Source organism: Salinibacter pepae, from assembly GCF_947077775.1.
In the GTDB taxonomy this organism is placed as follows: domain Bacteria; phylum Bacteroidota; class Rhodothermia; order Rhodothermales; family Salinibacteraceae; genus Salinibacter; species Salinibacter pepae.
The window spans coordinates 3,299,654-3,317,027 of the sequence record NZ_CAMTTE010000001.1 but is presented as its reverse complement, the minus strand read 5'-3'; the positions used below and the strand labels follow the sequence as shown (position 1 = coordinate 3,317,027).

The 17,374-nt window shown below is 67.0% G+C and carries 14 protein-coding genes and 1 pseudogene; 5 read left to right on the top strand and 10 right to left on the bottom strand.

What is annotated here, in order from left to right:
• Positions 1–14 precede the first annotated feature (14 nt).
• From tsaB to OJA40_RS13965, 4 genes are all read right to left on the bottom strand, one after another.
• Positions 15–716 (bottom strand): tRNA (adenosine(37)-N6)-threonylcarbamoyltransferase complex dimerization subunit type 1 TsaB, encoded by a 702-nt coding sequence (tsaB, locus tag OJA40_RS13980; RefSeq protein ID WP_208425960.1) that lies wholly within the window; start codon positions 714–716, stop codon positions 15–17.
• Positions 717–758: 42 nt separating this feature from the next.
• Positions 759–1,523 (bottom strand): 3-oxoacyl-ACP reductase, encoded by a 765-nt coding sequence (locus OJA40_RS13975; RefSeq protein WP_263792584.1) that lies wholly within the window; start codon positions 1,521–1,523, stop codon positions 759–761.
• 209 nt (positions 1,524–1,732) lie between these two features.
• Positions 1,733–2,368 (bottom strand): DUF1684 domain-containing protein, encoded by a 636-nt coding sequence (locus tag OJA40_RS13970; protein ID WP_208425958.1) that lies wholly within the window; start codon positions 2,366–2,368, stop codon positions 1,733–1,735.
• Positions 2,369–2,371: 3 nt separating this feature from the next.
• Positions 2,372–2,863 carry a DUF411 domain-containing protein gene (locus OJA40_RS13965; RefSeq protein WP_208425957.1) on the bottom strand — a complete coding sequence of 164 codons (492 nt, stop codon included), beginning with the start codon at positions 2,861–2,863 and terminating at the stop codon, positions 2,372–2,374.
• A 289-nt stretch (positions 2,864–3,152) separates the two neighbouring features.
• On the opposite strand from OJA40_RS13965, the gene OJA40_RS13960 reads away from it, so the two are divergent.
• Complete coding sequence (locus tag OJA40_RS13960; RefSeq protein ID WP_208425956.1) at positions 3,153–5,273, top strand: elongation factor G; 2,121 nt, start codon at positions 3,153–3,155, stop codon at positions 5,271–5,273.
• A 14-nt stretch (positions 5,274–5,287) separates the two neighbouring features.
• Here the strand turns inward: OJA40_RS13960 and OJA40_RS13955 are convergent, their stop codons facing one another.
• Positions 5,288–6,802, bottom strand: coding sequence for an aminotransferase class V-fold PLP-dependent enzyme (locus tag OJA40_RS13955; RefSeq protein WP_208425955.1), 1,515 nt, complete (start codon positions 6,800–6,802; stop codon positions 5,288–5,290).
• Positions 6,803–6,965: 163 nt separating this feature from the next.
• On the opposite strand from OJA40_RS13955, the gene OJA40_RS13950 reads away from it, so the two are divergent.
• Positions 6,966–7,766 carry a hypothetical protein gene (locus tag OJA40_RS13950; RefSeq protein ID WP_208425954.1) on the top strand — a complete coding sequence of 267 codons (801 nt, stop codon included), beginning with the start codon at positions 6,966–6,968 and terminating at the stop codon, positions 7,764–7,766.
• A gap of 42 nt (positions 7,767–7,808) precedes the next feature.
• Here OJA40_RS13950 and rpoN read toward each other — a convergent pair whose 3' ends face one another.
• Entirely contained in the window at positions 7,809–9,323 is a 1,515-nt protein-coding gene (gene rpoN, locus OJA40_RS13945) for an RNA polymerase factor sigma-54 (protein ID WP_208425953.1), read from the bottom strand.
• A 307-nt stretch (positions 9,324–9,630) separates the two neighbouring features.
• Here rpoN and OJA40_RS15635 point away from each other — a divergent pair.
• The 3 genes and pseudogenes from OJA40_RS15635 to fdxA all read left to right on the top strand — a co-directional run.
• Positions 9,631–9,837: pseudogene (locus OJA40_RS15635) on the top strand (Holliday junction branch migration DNA helicase RuvB); the annotation flags it as partial.
• A 57-nt stretch (positions 9,838–9,894) separates the two neighbouring features.
• Complete coding sequence (ruvB, locus tag OJA40_RS15420; protein ID WP_423816505.1) at positions 9,895–12,195, top strand: Holliday junction branch migration DNA helicase RuvB; 2,301 nt, start codon at positions 9,895–9,897, stop codon at positions 12,193–12,195.
• A gap of 206 nt (positions 12,196–12,401) precedes the next feature.
• A complete protein-coding gene (gene fdxA / locus OJA40_RS13935; protein ID WP_011403899.1) occupies positions 12,402–12,746 on the top strand; it encodes a ferredoxin FdxA in 345 nt (114 codons plus the stop codon).
• Between the two features lie 37 nt (positions 12,747–12,783).
• On the opposite strand, the gene OJA40_RS13930 is transcribed toward fdxA, so the two are convergent.
• The 4 genes from OJA40_RS13930 to OJA40_RS13915 all read right to left on the bottom strand — a co-directional run bounded on the left by OJA40_RS13930 (position 12,784) and on the right by OJA40_RS13915 (position 17,100).
• Positions 12,784–13,260 carry a DoxX family protein gene (locus tag OJA40_RS13930; protein ID WP_208425952.1) on the bottom strand — a complete coding sequence of 159 codons (477 nt, stop codon included), beginning with the start codon at positions 13,258–13,260 and terminating at the stop codon, positions 12,784–12,786.
• Between the two features lie 126 nt (positions 13,261–13,386).
• Positions 13,387–15,468: an acylase gene (locus tag OJA40_RS13925; RefSeq protein ID WP_263810921.1), complete on the bottom strand. Its 2,082-nt coding sequence runs from the start codon at positions 15,466–15,468 to the stop codon at positions 13,387–13,389.
• A gap of 60 nt (positions 15,469–15,528) precedes the next feature.
• Complete coding sequence (locus OJA40_RS13920) at positions 15,529–16,311, bottom strand: GHMP family kinase ATP-binding protein (protein WP_208425950.1); 783 nt, start codon at positions 16,309–16,311, stop codon at positions 15,529–15,531.
• 66 nt (positions 16,312–16,377) lie between these two features.
• On the bottom strand, positions 16,378–17,100 hold the full coding sequence (locus OJA40_RS13915) for an alanyl-tRNA editing protein (protein ID WP_208425949.1): 723 nt from the start codon (positions 17,098–17,100) through the stop codon (positions 16,378–16,380).
• Positions 17,101–17,374: the final 274 nt, after the last annotated feature.

The following is a 17,374-nucleotide window of genomic DNA, read 5'->3' as shown; positions in this document are numbered from 1 at the left end:
AGTCCAAACGAAACTCAGTCGAAGGGGGACGGGGCCGGGGTGGCATGCACGTCTTTTACGTACAACGGTTCGACCGTCGCCATGTCGTCGGGGCCGTGCATCGCAAGCTGCCGGCGGCCGCAGCGGGCCACCCCCCCCGCCGACGGGGGCCTCTCGTCGGCGGGGAGCACCGTGCACGTGAACGCGTCGCCGAGAGCCGCCCGACTCTTCGGCGCCCCGTCCCCGACGAGCCACAGCCGCCCGTCCACCCTCCCCACCCAGCCGGACAGGTCGTCGACCGGCAGCGCCGTCGGGGACGCGTGCTCCTCCATTCCCTCGATCGTTCGCCGGTACGCCCCGGCGTACACCTCGTCCCGACGGGCGTCGAGCAGTGCGCACACTACATCTCCGGGCGCGGCGACCGGACGCAGTTGGGCGGCGTAGGCCGCCAGCGTCGGCACCCCCACGAACGCCGCGTCGGTGGACAGCGCCCATCCCTTTGCCGTGCTCACCCCGATGCGGAGGCCCGTGTACGACCCCGGCCCCATCGATGCGGCCACGGCATCCAGGGCCGCCGGCGTCGCGTCGGCGTGGTCGAGCACATCTTCGACCAGCGGGGTCAGGCGCTCGGCGTGCACACGGGGGCGGTGGAGGTGGGCCTCCGCAACCACCGTGTCGCCGTCCAGGACGGCCGCGCCACAGGTGGAAGTTGCGGTTTCGAGGGCAAGAAGAATCACGAGCGCGGGATGGAGGTGAGGGGAGCACGATTCGGGCGGGGGCTACTGCATCACGAGGCCGCCGTCCACGATCAGGTTCTGCCCCGTGACGGCCCGGGCCCAGGGGGACGCGAAGAAGAGCACCGCGTCGGCCACCTCCTCCGGGGTGGTCACCGTGCCGCGCGGGGTGTTCTGGCGGATGGCGTCGAACACGGCGTCCGACGAGGCCGCGCTGGCGTCCGTCTCGTCGAGCAGCCCGCCCGACACCAGGTTCACGGTGATGCCCTCCGCTCCGAGCTCGCCCGCCATGTTGCGCGTGAACCCGAGAAGGGCCGCCTTGCCGGTGGTGTAGTCGTGGTACGGGACGGCCGGGGCCTGTACGAGGTTGGAGCTGATGCCCACAAACCGCCCCTCCCCCGCCGCCCGCATCTCGGGAAGGCAGGCCTGGAGCAGGTGCAGGGCCCCCTTCACCGACCCCTCCACCTGCGCCTGATAGTCCGCCCAGTCGATGGTATCGGCGGTCTCCCGATGTGCCGCGTCGAACTGGTAGTCGATCAGGGCATTGTGGACGGCGGTCGTGACGGGCGCCCCGAAGTGGCCCGTGGCGGTGTCGATCATCGCCTGCACGGCGTCCGGGTCGCGCACATCGGCCTGGACGGGCAGGGCCCGGTCGCCGATGTCGGCGGCGACGGCCTCGGCCCGATCCGGGCTCTGGTAGTAGTTGACCACCACGCGGGCGCCCTCCCGCCCGAAGGCCCGGGCAATGGCGGCGCCGAGCCCACGGCTGGCCCCGGTGATGACGACAACTTGCGAGTCGAGATCACGCATGAGAGACTGGCTTCCTGGTACGAGGAATACGGTAGAGCCAGACGGTACGTCGCTCATGCACGCGTCTCCGGACGGTGCCGAAGCACTTCCTGCGCCGGTGCGAGCCGGATCAGGTTCGAAGGGTATGTCTCAGCCCGTGCTCGACGAGCAACGGGTACCCCTGGCCAGGCCTGCAAGGTATTTGCCTCGGCTCGCAGATGCAATTCGCCCTATCCTCCGAAGGTGGGGCGCTTCTCCCCCGCCCCCACCGGCACGGCGATTCGGTTCTTCGGGGGCGGCAGCGGGCACGCGAAGTCCGGATTGTAGGCGCAGGTGGGATTGTACGCCCGGTTGAAGTCGACCACGACCGAGTCCGAATCGGTCGGGCGCAGGTCCACATAGCGCCCTCCCTTGTACGTGGCGTGGCGGTTGGTGGAGTCGGCAAACGGAATCCACAGTCGCCCGCGCGGCATATCGCCCTCGCCGCGAAACACGACCAGCTCTTCCGGCCCCTCCGGGAGCGGCACCGTGACCTCCCCGACCCGCTGCTGGGGGCGCAGATCGCCCGTGCTCTCGGGGATCATCACCGTGTCGGGCGTCTCGAACCGCCGGAGCGGCACTGTGTACCGGTAGGCCGGGTCCACCTCGTAGAAGTTGAGCCCTCGGAAGGCCTCCCGGCGGCCGGGGGGCAGTACGCTCTCCTTCTCCCGCATCTGCATGTCCCGCTGCACGCGGTCCTGCATGACGGCCTGCTCGTAGCCCCCCGACGATGGCCCCGTCCCGCAGGCCAGGACGAGCCCGGTCACGGACAGCAGTAGCAGAACCCGAGCGCACATCATCCGGCGGCGGGAAGGGGGACGAGACATGGCCTACTGTCCGTATTGGGCAAACACCGTGGTCTCCCCCGATGGGGTGAACGTCACAACCTCGTACGGTTCCACCCGATTCCCCCGCTCCATGCCCGGGGACCCGACGGGCATGCCCGGCACGCTGAGGCCTCGGACGTCCGGCTGCTCCCGGAGCAGTTGCTTCACCTCCTGCGCCGGCACGTGCCCCTCGACCACATAGTTGCCCACCACGGACGTGTGGCAGGCCGCAAGCGAGGCGGGAAGCCCCACCTGCTTCTTCACAGGCTTCATGCGTAGTTTCGACTGCACCTCGACCTCGAAGCCCTCCTCCTTCATGTGGGCGACCCACTCCGAACAGCACTGACACGAGGGGCTCTTGTACACCGTCACTGTCGGCAGGCCCGCCGATGCCGACGGGCCAAACTGCAGGTAGGCCCCCACGCCCAGCGCGGCGAGGACGATGCCAATCCCAAACGCCTTGAGGTGAGTCTGATACGATGCGAACGAAGCCATGGCGGTGAGGGCACAGTCTGTGGGGAATGGACAATTTCAGAACCCCAACCCCCAAACCCGTGTTTCGCAATGGGCCCCGGTTGTTCTTCACGTCCATTCGGCCGCCGAGGGCCATGCTTCTGGGTTCATGCGTTTGGCAGTCGGGGATGCCCCGTTCTGCCCCGGTCCCCATCTTGATTCCGCCTTTTCTTTTTTTGAACTTAAAGAATCGGGGAAGTCCGAATGTGGATCAGCCGCTTCTGCCCCGCCGTCTCTTCTCAGCCGTTCTGCGGAAATCCCCCCAGTCCCCATGACCGTTTCCGACGCCCAACAGATCCGCAACATTGCCCTGGTCGGCCACCAGGGCAGCGGCAAAACCGCCCTGACCGAGGCCCTGCTCCACGCCAGCGGCGCCATCTCGCGCGTCGGCTCCGTGCCCGACGGCACGACCCAGAGCGACTACCACGAGAGCGAAAAGGAGCGGCAGATGTCGATTTTTGCGACGCTGCTTCACGCCTCGTGGGACGACACGAAGATCAACATCCTCGACACGCCGGGCTACCCCGACTTCGCCAGCGAGGTGATCGCCTCCGTCCGGGTGGCCGACACGGCGCTTTACGTAATGGACGCCCGCTCGGGCGTCGAGGTCGGGACCGAAATGGCCTGGTCCTACGGGGAGCAGACCGAGACCCCCTCCCTGTTCGTCCTCAACCACATCGACCAGGCGAGCGCCGATTTTCGGAGCATCGTCGACGAGATTGAGGACCGGTTCGGGCCGGGGGCGACGGTGGTCCAATTGCCCGCGGGGGAGGGCACCCGCACCCTGATCGACGTGCTGCGCATACGCCAGCTGTACTACCCGGAGGGCGAGACCGAGCCGGAGGTGCAGCCGATCGACGGCGCCTTTGAGGACGAGGCCCGCACGCTCCACGAGACGCTCGTCGAGGACATCGCCGCCAGTGACGACCGGCTCATGGAGGCTTACTTCGAACAGGGCGAGCTGACGGACGACCAGATGCGGAACGGGCTCCGGGCGGCCATCATTGAGCGGGACTTATATCCCGTCTTCGTCACGAGCGCGACGGAGGAGGTCGGCGTCTCCCGCCTTCTCGACTTCATCGGGTCGGTGTGCCCCTCCCCCGCCAGCCGGCTGCTGCAGACCGAGGGCGGCCAGGAGCTGACGGCCGACCCCGACGACGACCCGGTGGCCTTCGTCTACCGCACGATGGCCCAGGAGCACGTCGGTGAATACTCGTACGTCCGCGTGTTCGACGGGACCCTCCAGTCGGGCCAGGACCTCGAAAACGCGCGCACCGGCGCCACCGAACGCGTCGGTCAGATCTACGCGCTCAACGGGGAGGAGCGCAACAACGTCCCCCGCCTCATTGCCGGCGACCTTGGCGCGCTCGTGAAGCTGGAGGACACCACCACGAACGATACCCTCCGGGCCCCGACGTCCGACGTCGTCATCCCGTCCATCCAGTTTCCCGCCCCCCGCTACCGGATGGCCGTGCGGCCGGTGCAGGAGGGGCAGGAGGACAAGCTCGCCCGGGGCCTCCATCAAATCACCGACGAAGACCCGTCGCTGGTCTTCAACCACGATGCGCTGCTCAACCAGCTTACCCTTAGCGGCGTGGGCGAGATGCACCTCCAGATCGCCAAGTCGCGCCTCGAGCGGCAGGCCGGCGTGGAGGTCGCGTTCGTAGCCCCCCGCATCTCCTACCGCGAGGCGATCCAGAACCGGGCGGCCGCCGAGCACCGCCACAAGAAGCAGTCGGGCGGCGCCGGGGAGTTTGCCGACATCTCGATGCTCGTCGAGCCCCTCGACGGCGCGTTCGACCCGCCGGACGCGATTGAGGTGCGGGGGGAGGAGACGGTCGAAACCGAGTGGGGCGCCGAGATCCACTTCGTCGACGCCATCGTCGGCGGGGTTATCGACATGAACAAGTTCTTCTCCTCCATCCGGAAGGGCGTCCTGAACACCATGGAGGAGGGGCCGGTGGCCGGGTTTCCCGTCGGAAACGTGCGGATCGTCATCCACGACGGCGACATGCACCCGGTCGATTCGAACGAGGCGGCCTTCAAGCGCGCCGCCTTCGAGTGCTTCCGCCAGGCCTTTCAGAAGGCCGGCCCGGTCCTCCTGGAGCCCATCCGCACGGTTACCATCACCACCCCGGACGACTACACGGGCGACATTATCAGCGACCTCAACACGCGGCGGGGACGCGTGCAGGGCATCGACACGCAGGGGGCGTTCCAAAAAATCACTGCCGAGGTGCCGGAGGCAGAGCTCCACCAGTACTCCACCACGCTGCGCTCACTCACCCAGGGCCGGGGCCTGCACCATACGAAGTTCAGCCACTACGAGCAGATGCCGGGCCACGTGCAGGAGAAGGTCGTCGACGAGGCGACCGCTGCGGCTGCAGCGTAGGGTGAGGCGGGGCGCTAGGTGGCCGACTGAAGCCACGCGTCCACCTCCTCCTCCAACGAGAACGCCTGCCCGGGCGGGTGCTCGAACGAGCGGTGGACCCAGTCGCCACTGCCGTCGAGGCGGGGGCGGTACTGCTCCCGGTACCAGTCGGGCCGGGCGGCAAGGTCGGACAGCGCCTTGACGGCCGCATCGATGTCCTGCTCCGTATTGTACAGGCCGAGGGAGGCCCGCACCATGCCCGGCTGCGTCTCGGGCCCACACTCCGCGCCGCCGGCGGCCCCTCCGGGAGTGCTCGCTCGGCCCAACAAGTCGCGCACGAAGGGCTGCGCACAGAAGCATTCGTTGCGCACGGCGACGCCGAAGTAGTCGTTCAGCGCCGCGGCCACGAGGCCGTGCGGCAGGTCCGCGAGGTTGAAGGCGATGACCCCGATCCGGTCGGCCACCTCCAGCCGGTGGGACCCGTAGATCGTGAGGCCGTCGATCGCCGCGAAGCGCTCCAGCGCGTACTGGGCCAGCTCGCGCTCGTCCTCCGCCACGAGGTCCATGCCAATGCGGCCCAGCAGCTGCAGCGTAGCGGCCAGCCGCAGCGCCCCGGGCAGGTTGGGCGTGCCCGCCTCCTCCCGCTCCGGCAGCGCGTCTGTAATCTTGTAGCGGTCCGTCTCCACCCGATCCACGATGCCGCCCCCCACCACCTGCGGCTCCAGCCCCTCGAAAAGGGCCTCCCGGGCCACGATCACACCGGGGCTGCCGGGCGCGTAGAGTTTGTGCCCGCTCATGCACACGACGTCGAGCGCCTCGGCCGCGTCGGGTCCCTGCACGCTGATCGGCACGTGGGCGGCCGATTGGGCGGCGTCGACCACACACAGGGCGCCCGCCGCGTGGGCGTGCCGGGCGACCTCGTGGACCGGGTTGACGATGCCGGTCACGTTCGACGCCGCCGTGACGGCCACGTAGTTCAGCCGGTCGGCGTGCTCGTCGATGGCGGCCCGCAACGCAGAAAGGTCCACGCGTCCGGCCTCCCCGTCCGGATCGTTTTCCAACGGCACGTGCACCACCTCGCCGACGTGCTTGCGGTGGGGCAGGTCGTTGGCGTGGTGCTCCATGAGGGTGGTGATGACGAGGTCACGCTCGGGCCGCCGCTCGGCCAGCACGCGGGCCATGCGGTTGAGGCCGCCCGTCACCCCACTCCCGGTGAAGACCGTTGTGTAGTCGTCCGGGGCGTCCACGAAGCGCCCCACAATCTCGTGCGCCTGTTCGTAGAGGTGGGTCATGATGCGGGCCCCGGCGTGCAGCGTCGAGTGTGTGTTGGCGTAGTGGCGGAGGGCCCGCCGGACGATGTCGTCGGCCGCGCTGCAGCGCAGGGTCGATGCGGCACTGTCGAGGTAGGTGCGCGGGGCCGTCGTGCCGTCGGCCAGCGGGTACTCGGTGTCGAGCCCGGTAAAAGCGCGGCGGAGGGCGTCCAGCTGCGATTGCCGGTCCGAACGGGGCGCGCGTGCGGCAATTGAGGAGGTGGAAACGGAATCGAGCATGGCAATCAGTCGCGGGCGACGAAAAGACCGAGTCGTTGGTTGAATTCCACACGATAATGTAGGAACTGCGAACGAGAGATGCAGTCTGCCCGTCGAGAGATACGCTCACCTCAAGGAGGATCCTCCATCTCTTCTCGTTTCCCTCACCGCCGCCGACGCTCCCATGCGCGACCTTTTCGTTCTTCTGACCGCAATCGCCGGGATGAGTGTACTCGCCGTCCCGGCCCAGGGCCAGACCATCTGGTCTCGCCCCTATCAGCCCAACCAGATCGCCCTGGAGGCGATCGTTCCGGACCTCCCAGCCGACGACGCGTCGGTGGCGTCGGGCGCCGCGTTCCTCACGGCCACCCGCTCTCTGAACGACAACGTGGAGCTGGCGGCCGAGCTGCCGGTGGCCCGCTACGCCACCGATGCCGCCGCCTCCACGGCCGTGGGCAACCCGTACGTAGGGTTCGGTCTGAGTAGTTCCTCTCTGCCAATCCTGCTTGAGCTCGGCCTCCGCATTCCGGCCACCCCCACCAACGAGGCCCTGCAGGCGGGGCAGCGCGCAGACATGGGGCGCACCGCGGCGTTCCGCGACGAATCCGTCGCGCCCTCCGTCCTTCTCAACGGCCGTCTTCCCCTCGGGCGACGCGCCTCCCTCCGCCTCCGCTCCGGACTTACGTACGCCTCGGCCGAGCGCACCGGCGCGGACGGGACGGAGAACCGCTGGCGGCTTCCCTACAGCGCCCAGCTCTGGTGGAACGGCGAGCGGTTCATGACGGGGCTGAGCGTGGCGGGACGGCCCCGCCTCTCCAGCTCAAGCCCGGACCGGACCACCCACCGCGCCGTCGTGTCGGTCATGCTCGATGGGGCCCGCGTGCAGCCTGGGCTTTTGGTGGGCACGGGTCTCGATCCGCTCGTTCAGGACGGCCGGTTCGCGGCGGTCGCCGGCCTCACGGTCTCGCTCTCCTACGGCCGCTAGGGGGATGAACAGCCCGCCCCTCACAGGGGCTGCGGCCCCGAATCAGCCCTCCGAGGACGCCTCCTCGCTGAGGACGATCTCCCGGCGCAGGCGTGCGACGGGGATGCCCAGTTGTTTCCGGTACTTCGACACCGTGCGACGGGCAATCTTGAAGCCCTTCTCTTCGAGGGCGTCGGCCAGGTTCTGGTCGGACATCGGATCGGTCTTGTCCTCGGCGTCTACGATCCGCTGGAGCTCGGCCTTCACTTCCTTGTTGGAGACCTCCTCCCCGTCGACGGTCTCCAGCCCTTCCGAGAAGAAGTACTTGAGCTCGTAGACGCCCCACTCGGTCTGCACGTACTTGCCGTTCACCACGCGGCTGACCGTGGAGATGTCCATGTCGATGATCTCGGCGATGTCCTTCAGGATCATCGGCTTCAGGTGCCCCTCCCCGTACCGGAAGAAGTCCTCCTGCAGCTGCACGATGGCGTCCATCACCAGATACATCGTGTGGCGCCGCTGGTTGATGGAGTCGATAAACCACTGCGCCGAGCTGAACTTGTCCTTGAGGAATTCCTCGGTCTCCTCGTCGACCTCGTCCACGTCGTCCGACTTCTTCTGCGCCTTTAGCTTTTCGAGCATCTTGCGGTAGTGGCGCGAGACGTGCAGGTCCGGGGCATTGCGGCCGTTGAGGGTGATCACGAACTCCCCGTCCACGTACCGCACCGAGAAATCGGGCGTGATGTAGTTGGTCTCTTCCGAGAACTCGCCCTCGCCCGGCTTCGGGTCGAGGCGCTGTCGAATGAGGTCAAAGGCCGTCTTGAGCCCCCGCTCGTCGACGTCGAGCCGCGTCTGAAGCTTGTCGAAGTGCTTCTTCGTGAACGCCTCGTACTCGTCCTCCAGCATGGCGATGGCCGTGTCGCGCCCGTCCACGTCGTCGGGCATGCGCCGGAGCTGCAAAAGCAGGCACTCTTGCAGGTCCCGGGCGGCGATGCCGGCCGGTTCAAGCGACTGCACCTGCCGCAGCACCTTCTGCACGTCCTCCTCCTCAATCTCGATGCCGTGGTTGAACAGAATGTCGTCCAGGATCGAGTTGATTTCTCGCTTCAGGTATCCGTCTTCATCGATCGACCCGATAATCTGATCGGCGATGATCTCGTCGGTCTCGTCGAGGTTCAGGAACGAGATCTGTCCCTGGAGCTGCTCGGGCAGCGACTGATCCGCCGGCATCGGGCGATCGCGGTCTTCGTCGTCGCCCTGATAGCCCGGGCTGGCGTTGTAGCCGTACATGTCGTCGGTATTGTTGAGGAGGTCCTCCACGTCAAAGTTCTCCTCGTCGTCTTCCGTCTCCAGTTCGTTTTCCATCTCTTCGGCCGTGGCGTCGATCTCGTCCTCCTCCCGCTGCTCCTCTTCGCCGAGCCCCTCCTCGAGCAGGGGATTCTCTTCAAGCTCCTCTTCGATGCGCCGCTCCAGGTCAAAGGTATCCAGTTGCAGCAGCTTGATGTACTGAATCTGCTGCGGCGAGAGCTTCTGCTGAAGGTCTTGCTCTTGCTTGAGCTCGAGGACGTTGCTGCTCATACGTCTGTGGGCGAGGCCGGCCTGGTGTGACGAACGTGAAGTGCCGTCTGGAGGGTGCGCGGGCTGGAGGGTGCGCGGGCGCAGGGCGCCTCCTTTCGCTTTCGGCTATACGTCGTAGCAAAATTCATTCCGATTGTTCGGACTCTTTCTACTGAGACGACCGGCAGAAGTTTGCGACGGGCGTTCCCCCTCGTCCCTTCTTCGCCCAGACGCCCTCGGACACAATGGGCACACATGAAACCCTCTCCTCCCAACAGCCGTCCGGTAGGTCCCTCTTCTTCACTCCCTTGTCTCCCCCTTTCCGCCCATGAGCACATCGCGCTCCGACGCCCTTAAGGCCGAGGCCGACCGCTCGGACAACGACGTCGAAAAGCTCCTGCGCCCACAGTCCCTCGATGAGTTTGCCGGCCAGGAGAAGATTAAGGAGAACCTGAGCGTATTTATGAAAGCGGCGCTCCAGCGGGGCGAAACGCTCGATCACGTGCTGCTCTCGGGGCCGCCGGGCCTCGGGAAGTGCATCACGCACGATAGTCTTGTCTTTACCGATGAGGGGCTCCTTCGCTTCGACGACGTGCTCCCGGACGATCTTTCGCCCGACACGACTCAGCCTCAGGAGACGACCGTTTACGGCCTGGAGGGTCCCGAATCGACTTCTCATGTGTATTCGAGCGGCCACACTCCCACGCGACGGGTGGAAACACGCTCCGGATTCGTTCTTGAAGGAACGCTCCATCACCCCGTTCTCGTCGCATCCTCGGACGGCCCCGAGTGGAAGAAACTTGATGACCTCACCACTGAGGATCACGTCGCCATCGGGTCCGGGATGGAGATGTGGGGATCTAAGCGGCAAGAAACGACCTGGATTCCCGATGCCTCGTGTGACCGTCGCCGCCGGACGGAGCGATTCGTCAAGCACATTCACACTGAACTTTCTGAGGCTTTGGGGCGCTCTCCAGCTGTCGTTGAACTGCGGTCTGCGTACTGCGACCTGCGAGGCATCACGGACTCGTGTGCGGCGGAAAACACGGCTCACCGATTGGATCTCCCATTTACCGATGGGCGGACCATCAGCACGACGGATCACCCCGAGTCATTCGTCACCGCCCCCGGGCAGTCACGGGAGCAGCCACTCGTTTTAGACACCGACCTCGCCTACCTGATGGGCGTAATCACCGGGGACGGGCATTTCGAGGGCGGCGACGCGTCTTCGGGCATTGTCATCACCTGCGACGAAACGGCGCTCCAGAGGACGTTGCAGGACATTATTCAAACCCATTTTCAGCAAACACCCCGCGTAGAAACGTACGAGAACCGCTCGGCTCGCGTCCGGCTCAGCCAGAATAAAGGAAAAGCGCTGCGGTCCCTCGGCCTCGAAGGAGCAGGAGCCCACGAAAAGGAAGTTCCCTCTGGGGTCCTCCGAAGCCCCCGCGAGGTTGTGATCGGATTTCTACAGGGCCTCTTCGACGCCGATGGACACGCTCGGTCGGACGGCGTCGAGTGGGGGACACGTTCGGAGGCGCTTAGTCGACAGATCCAGCTTCTCCTGGCCAACCTTGGCATTGTCGCGTACCGATCCGAGAAGATGCGGGCCGGCACCCCCTTCTGGCAGTTGTTCATTGGAAGTCGGGATGCGCTCCAATTCTACGATACTGTCGGGTTCCGCCTGAAGCGCAAGCAGGACCGGGTCGACGAACTATCGGAGAGGAGCCGCGGGTGGTCGCGGAGCGAGCTCGTGCCACACGCAAACGATCTCATGCACGCCCTCTTGGAGAAGACCACGCCCCACTCGCGATCTGTTCATCGGGCCTTCGAGCATGTCAAACAAAAGGACCGAACCCCGACGCGGCAGAAGATCCAGCGGCGCCTCTCACTGCTGCCAGACACCGTTCAAGATGAACCGGAGTATGAGACCCTTCAGGCCCTGACGCGCCCTGATGTATTTTGGGATCCTGTAGCTGAGGTGGAGGAATCGGAAGCCGAGACGTACGATTTCGTCGTTCCCGGCACGCACTCGTTCGTCGCCAACGGCTTCTACAACCACAATACAACCCTCGCGCACATCATCGCCAATGAGATGGGCGCCCGCATCCGCACCTCCAGCGGCCCGGTCCTCGAAAAGCCGGCCGACATCGCGGGTGTGCTCACGAACCTGGAGGAGGGGGACCTCCTGTTCATCGACGAGATCCACCGGTTGAGCTCCGTCGTGGAGGAGTACCTGTACTCGGCGATGGAGGACTACCGCATCGACATCGTCATCGACCAGGGCCCGAACGCCCGCACGGTACAGATCGACCTGCCCCCGTTTACGATGGTGGGCGCGACGACGCGCAAGGGCCTCCTGACCGCCCCCCTCCGGGCCCGCTTCGGGATCGACTTCCGCTACGACTACTACACCGCAGACCTCCTCCAGGAGATCACGCAACGGTCCGCCCGCATTCTCGACGTGGAGACCACCCCCGACGGGGCCTACGAGATTGCGCGTCGCAGCCGCGGGACCCCTCGCGTCGCCAACCGCCTGCTGCGCCGCACCCGCGACTTTGCGGAGGTGGAGGGCGACGGCGAGATTACGAAGGCCATCGCCGACCGTGCCCTCAATGCCCTCGATGTGGACGAGGAGGGCCTCGACGACATGGACACACGCATCCTCCTCACCCTCATCGACAACTTCGACGGCGGGCCCACCGGCCTCAAGAACCTGGCCGTGTCCGTCGGCGAAGAGTCCGGCACGCTCGAAGAGGTCTACGAGCCCTATCTCATCCAGGAGGGCTTCATGGAGCGCACGCCGCAGGGGCGCGTCGCCCTCCAGCGGGCGTACGACCACTTCGACCGCTCCTCCCCAGCCGCCGATCAGGACCTCTTCGATCAGGAATAGCTCAATCGCAACCAACGAGGACCCGTCCCGCCGGGCACGGGACGAATGGCGGCCGACACGGACAAGACTCAACGGGGCCGTGACGTCTGCGGAAACGTCCGGCCCGGGCGGGCGCACTCGGAACCGCTCTCCCCAACTGATCTACCACACTGTAGCAATTTGGCGTCCGCTGTATCCGCGCGCTCTTACTGGCCTTTCCCTTCTGTATGCCTTACGTCGTCACCGAGCCCTGCATCAACTGCAAGTACACCGACTGCGTGGAAGTCTGCCCGGTCGACTGCTTTTACGAGGGCCCCAATTTCCTCGCCATTCAGCCGGACGAGTGCATCGACTGCAACGCGTGCGTGCCGGTGTGTCCCGTGGAGGCCATCTATCCGGACGACCAGCTGCCGGAGGAGTACGAACACTACATCCAGTGGAACGAGTACCTGTCCAACCAGTGGCGCGAGCTGGGCTACAACGTGACCGAGAAGACCGGCCCCCTGGACGACGCCGAGGAGTGGGAGGACGAGGAGAAGTCCGAGGAAGACATCCTGACGTGGGACGTGTAGCCACGGGGCCCGTAGGGCCGTGCCGCTCCTTCTCGCGTCACGCCCGTTCCCGCTCCCCCGCACGCTCCCGGACGGTGCCCCCCACCACGAGCGCCGCGCCGATCAAGACGGCGTTCTTCACGATGTACTGGCCCTCCAGGGTCAGTCCCCAGGGGATGTGTGTAAAGCAGACCTCGGGCAGCAGCACGAGCGGAAGGAGCGTGCCCGGCATCTGCAGGAACAGCAGGAAAATGGCGGTCCGGTTGAGGGGGCGGTACAGGAGGCCGACCCCGATGGCCACCTCCCACCAGCCCAGGATGGGGATAAAGAGGTCCGGCGGGACGAAGTACACCGTCCGACGCACCAGCTCCGCGGCGGGACTCATGCCGAAGGGCTTCAGGATCCCGTACCAGATAAAGACCGCGGCCAGTCCCACCCGGAGCACAAACAGCCCATTGCGCTGCATCCACCCCGCAATATGGCGGTCCAGCGGTTCGAGGCCGAGCCGTTTGATGAGACGATCTTCCAGGGACATAGCGTGCTCCGGTGCCGATGCGTAGGGGATGCTTGTAGTGGTATCAGCGCGCCGTCAGATCGTCCCGACTCCCTCTTTAATTCACGCCCGGTTGACGCTTTTTCTCAAACCACCGGGGAGGGACGTTCAGAACGTCACCCTGCGCTCAAGATGGGCGCGTACGCTATCCCGGCGCAGCCAGATCGGCCGCATCTTCTTCTCGGCGTACAGCTGGAGCTGATCGCCCCGGTGCGGCGAGCCGGGCTGGGACGCATTGCCGTAGGGCAGCACCGCCTTCGCCCGTGGTGGGCCGTCCTCGGTGAACTCGGTGAGGGCGACGTAGGAGTCCCCAAACGTGGCACGCCGCCGCCCCCCCTCCATCTCGTCAAATCGGAGAACCCGGAAGAGGCCAAAAAGCCCATCTCCCCCCGACGCCGGATGCGACCCCTCCGGGCCCACCAGCCGGTGCACAGCCCCCCACGGCACATCGAGCGAATCGTGACGGTCCTCGACGGTCCGGGCGGCCGCCGCGAGGGCCTGGACGGCCGCCGCCGGATCGGCCAGCCCGTCCGGCGTCGTGCGGGGGGCGCTGGGCCGGTACGGGGTGGCAAACGGGGCCTCCGCCCCGCCGACCGTCGCGCGCAGCCAGCGGGCAAAGAGCACGCTCCCCTGACTCGCCGCGTCGGCGGTCCGGTCCCACTCGGCGAGCACGTCCGCGGCACGCCGGGCCCGTTCGCGGTCTGAGGCCCGCGCCGCCGGAAGCAGGTCGTCGAGGAGCCGGTCGGCGGCAAGCATCCGGGTGTCGTTCTTGTAGGCCTGCAGCTCGGCAAAGGTGATCGAGGAATCCCCCGCAAGCATCTCGATCGAGCGCTGGGGGCGGAACATGTACGCCGGCCGTGCGGGGGCGCGCGGCGTCATGTAGCCGGGCACCTCGGCGGAGTCTACGCGCGACGGCAGCGTGGACGTAAACGGCGGCTCGTTGGCGTTCTGCACCCATCCGCTCGGGGGATCCACCACCCGGGGGAGCTCCTCGTAGTCGTGGACGGCGTTCCACAGCGTGGCCGACGTGTCGCCCGGCACCACACCCTGCCAGTACGACCACCCCCCACGGTCGCGCTTGGGCACCCGCCCACCGAAGTGGTACAGGATGTGCCCGTCTTCGTCGGCGTAGACGGTGTTGAACATCGGCATCTGCTGCCGACGGAGGGCGGCCTCAAACTGCGACAGATTGGTGGCCCGGAGCATGCGCCAGTACTGCTCGAACAGCTTCGACTGGGTGAGGCCCGCAATGCGCAGGGCCAGCGCCGCGCCGTCCCGCTGCCCCACCACCGGCCCGTGTACCGACCGGCGCACCGTTAGCGTATCGGCCCGAAGGGAGCCGTCGGGCTGCTTTACCTTCAGCACCTTGGTGTCCGTGTTGAAGGGGCGCTCCCCTCCGTTCCACCGGTACCCGTCCCCGGCAAGCGGGAGGCGGTAGAGGTCCGAGGCGTCAATGGGGTTCACGGTGTGCGTCCACCCGAGGTGATCGTTGAACGCGACGGCCGGAAACGGCATGCCGAGGAGGGCCGCCCCGTACGCGTCAATGTCCGGCCCCGTGAGCTGCGCCTCAAACCACGTGAACCGGTCGCCCCAGGACAAGTGTGGGTTCGTGAGGAGCATCGCATTGCCGCTTGCGCTCCGGGACGGCCCCACGGCCCACGCGTTGGAGCCGGCGCGCCGCCAGCGCTGGGCCTGCCGCAGGTCCCGCCCGGCCACGAAGGTCGCGTGGACCGTCCGCAGGGTGTGGGCAAACACATCTTTCGGCGTCACGGGCAGGACGGCCGTTCGGGACTCGGAAATGCGGTCCGGGTGCGCCTCGGCGTACGCGTTCATGCCGGCCACGAACGCCTCCACGTAGCCCCCGAACGGCATGTCTTGGTTTCCGGCCCACCGCCGCGCGTGCTCCGGAAGCTCCAGGGTGCGCACCCGCCGGTCCGACGCGAGATGCTCTGCGCCCCAGTACTCAGCGGCCCGCCCTCGGGCCTCCCCGTACAGGCGAAGCACGCGATCTCCGTGGGCCCGCATCTGCGCCCAGCCGAAGGCGTACATCAGCGAGTCGGTGTTCGAACCGTACACGTGCGGCACCCCCCAGGTGTCCCACAGGATTTCCGTCTCGTCTGGCCCCTGCCCCGTACCACACCCCGAGAGCCCCGCCGCGACGAGCAGGGCGAGGACAATTGCGGGGGCCAAGGACGCGCGTTGAGCCGTCAAAACTCGCATGGTGGAGTAGATGCGTGAGGGTGGTGTCGACTATGCAAGGGCCGCGCCCTCCGGCGTGATGTGCGTGTCGTGGTCGAGCCCGCCCTCGGCCCCGGCCGCGACGACCGTTTCTCCGATCATCGCCATCGTGGCCGTGCCGCCCGCCGCCCGCACCGACGCGACGGCCTCCGCCACACGGTCGGTGGCAAGGCCGGTCGCCTGGGCAAACTCCCAAGACGCTTCGAGCAGGTCTGCGATCGGCCCGTCGGGATCGATGCCCAACAGGGCGGCCCGGCCCGCGGCGGTCACCTGCCCCAGGGTGCCCTCGTCCCCCAGCACCGCGGCGGTCGTGATGCCCCCAAAGCTCTGGTACTCGATCCGCGTGCTGCGCGTAGCGTGCGTCAGGCCGTCCCCCACGTCCCACACGAGCCCGCCCCGTTCCTGGATGAAGACGTCTCCGAGGCCCGTACCCGCCGCCACCTCGGCCCGATGCGCCATCTCCGCCAGGGCGTCACGGTCGTGACCCAGGTCGAACCGCTCGTTGGCGGCCAGCGCCGTGGCGAGCGTGGCCGCCCCGCTGGCCCCGAAGCCGCAGCCAATCGGCACGTCGGTCTCGAGGCGAACCGTCGCCGTGACGCCGAGCCGGTCGAGGACCCCACTCACCGGCGCTACCTGCGCGGGGCGGCCGTCCAGGTAGACGAGCGTCTCGCGGGCCGACTCAACGGTCGCCGTCACGCCGTCGGCCGTGGCAAAGCTGATGCCGAGCGACGACCGGCCGTCGCGCGGCACGAAGATCGGCGTGACGCTCCCCGGGGCGTGGGCGGTAACGGACATGGAGGCCGGCGGTCGTCCAGAAGACAACGGGCGATCAACGGGAGGCGCGAAGGACCGGGGAACCGATCAGTCCTCCAGCTCAAATTCGATCCGATCCACCTCCGCGCCCTTCGACGTGCGGTTGGTGATGCGGATCCGCCCAATGTCGCGGGTGCGGTCCACGTGGGTGCCGCCGCACGGGCAGAGGTCGAGGTCACCAATCCGTACCATCCGCAGCGGGTCCACGTGGTCGGGGATGAGGTCGAGCAGCCCGCGGCCCTCCGGGGTTTGCTCCTCCGCCCGGGCACGGGCCATCTCCTGTTTCTCGACTGGCAGGTCCTGCTCGATGGCCGTGTTGGTCCGCTCCTCGATCACCGCCACGTCCTCCTCGGAGAAGTCGGCGGGCTCGAAGTCGATGCGCGAGCGGTCCGTGTGGATCTGATTGCCGGCCGTCTGGGCCCCAAACACATCCAGCACGACCTTCGACAGGACGTGCTGCGCCGTGTGCATGCGGCGCAGCGTCCCGCGGCGCGCCTCGTCCACCTGTCCCGTCACCTCATCGCCCTCCGCCGGCAGCGTCCCCGTCCGGTCGTCGATGTAGTGGCGCACCGCCCCGTGCTCCTTCTGCACGTCGGTCACGTCGGCCGCGCCTTCGTCCCAGCGCAGCGTGCCGTGGTCGGCGGGTTGGCCGCCGCCCTCCGGATAGAAATAAGTGCCGTCGAGGACGATGTAGTCGTCGGTCGCGTCCGTGACGGCGGCGGTGAAGGTGGTGACATCGTCGCTGTCGGGCAGGTATCGCAGCTCAGTCATGGGTATCGCGGTAGAGACGGATTCGCAGAGCCACAGCGGCCGCAGCGCATACGGCCGCAACGCGTTCTTGAATTAAACCCATGCCCGTCGAAAAAGAAATGGCTTTTCGTCCTCCCGTCCCTTATCACGCCTCTCTTTCACAAATGACCGACATGACCCCGCAAGCGCGTCAATCCGCACCGCCGTCACACCGCAGCCCGGCCCTGGCCCTATGGTGCCCGCCCACTTACGAGGTGTCCGCCCACTCACGACACGCACACCTCACTCCGATATC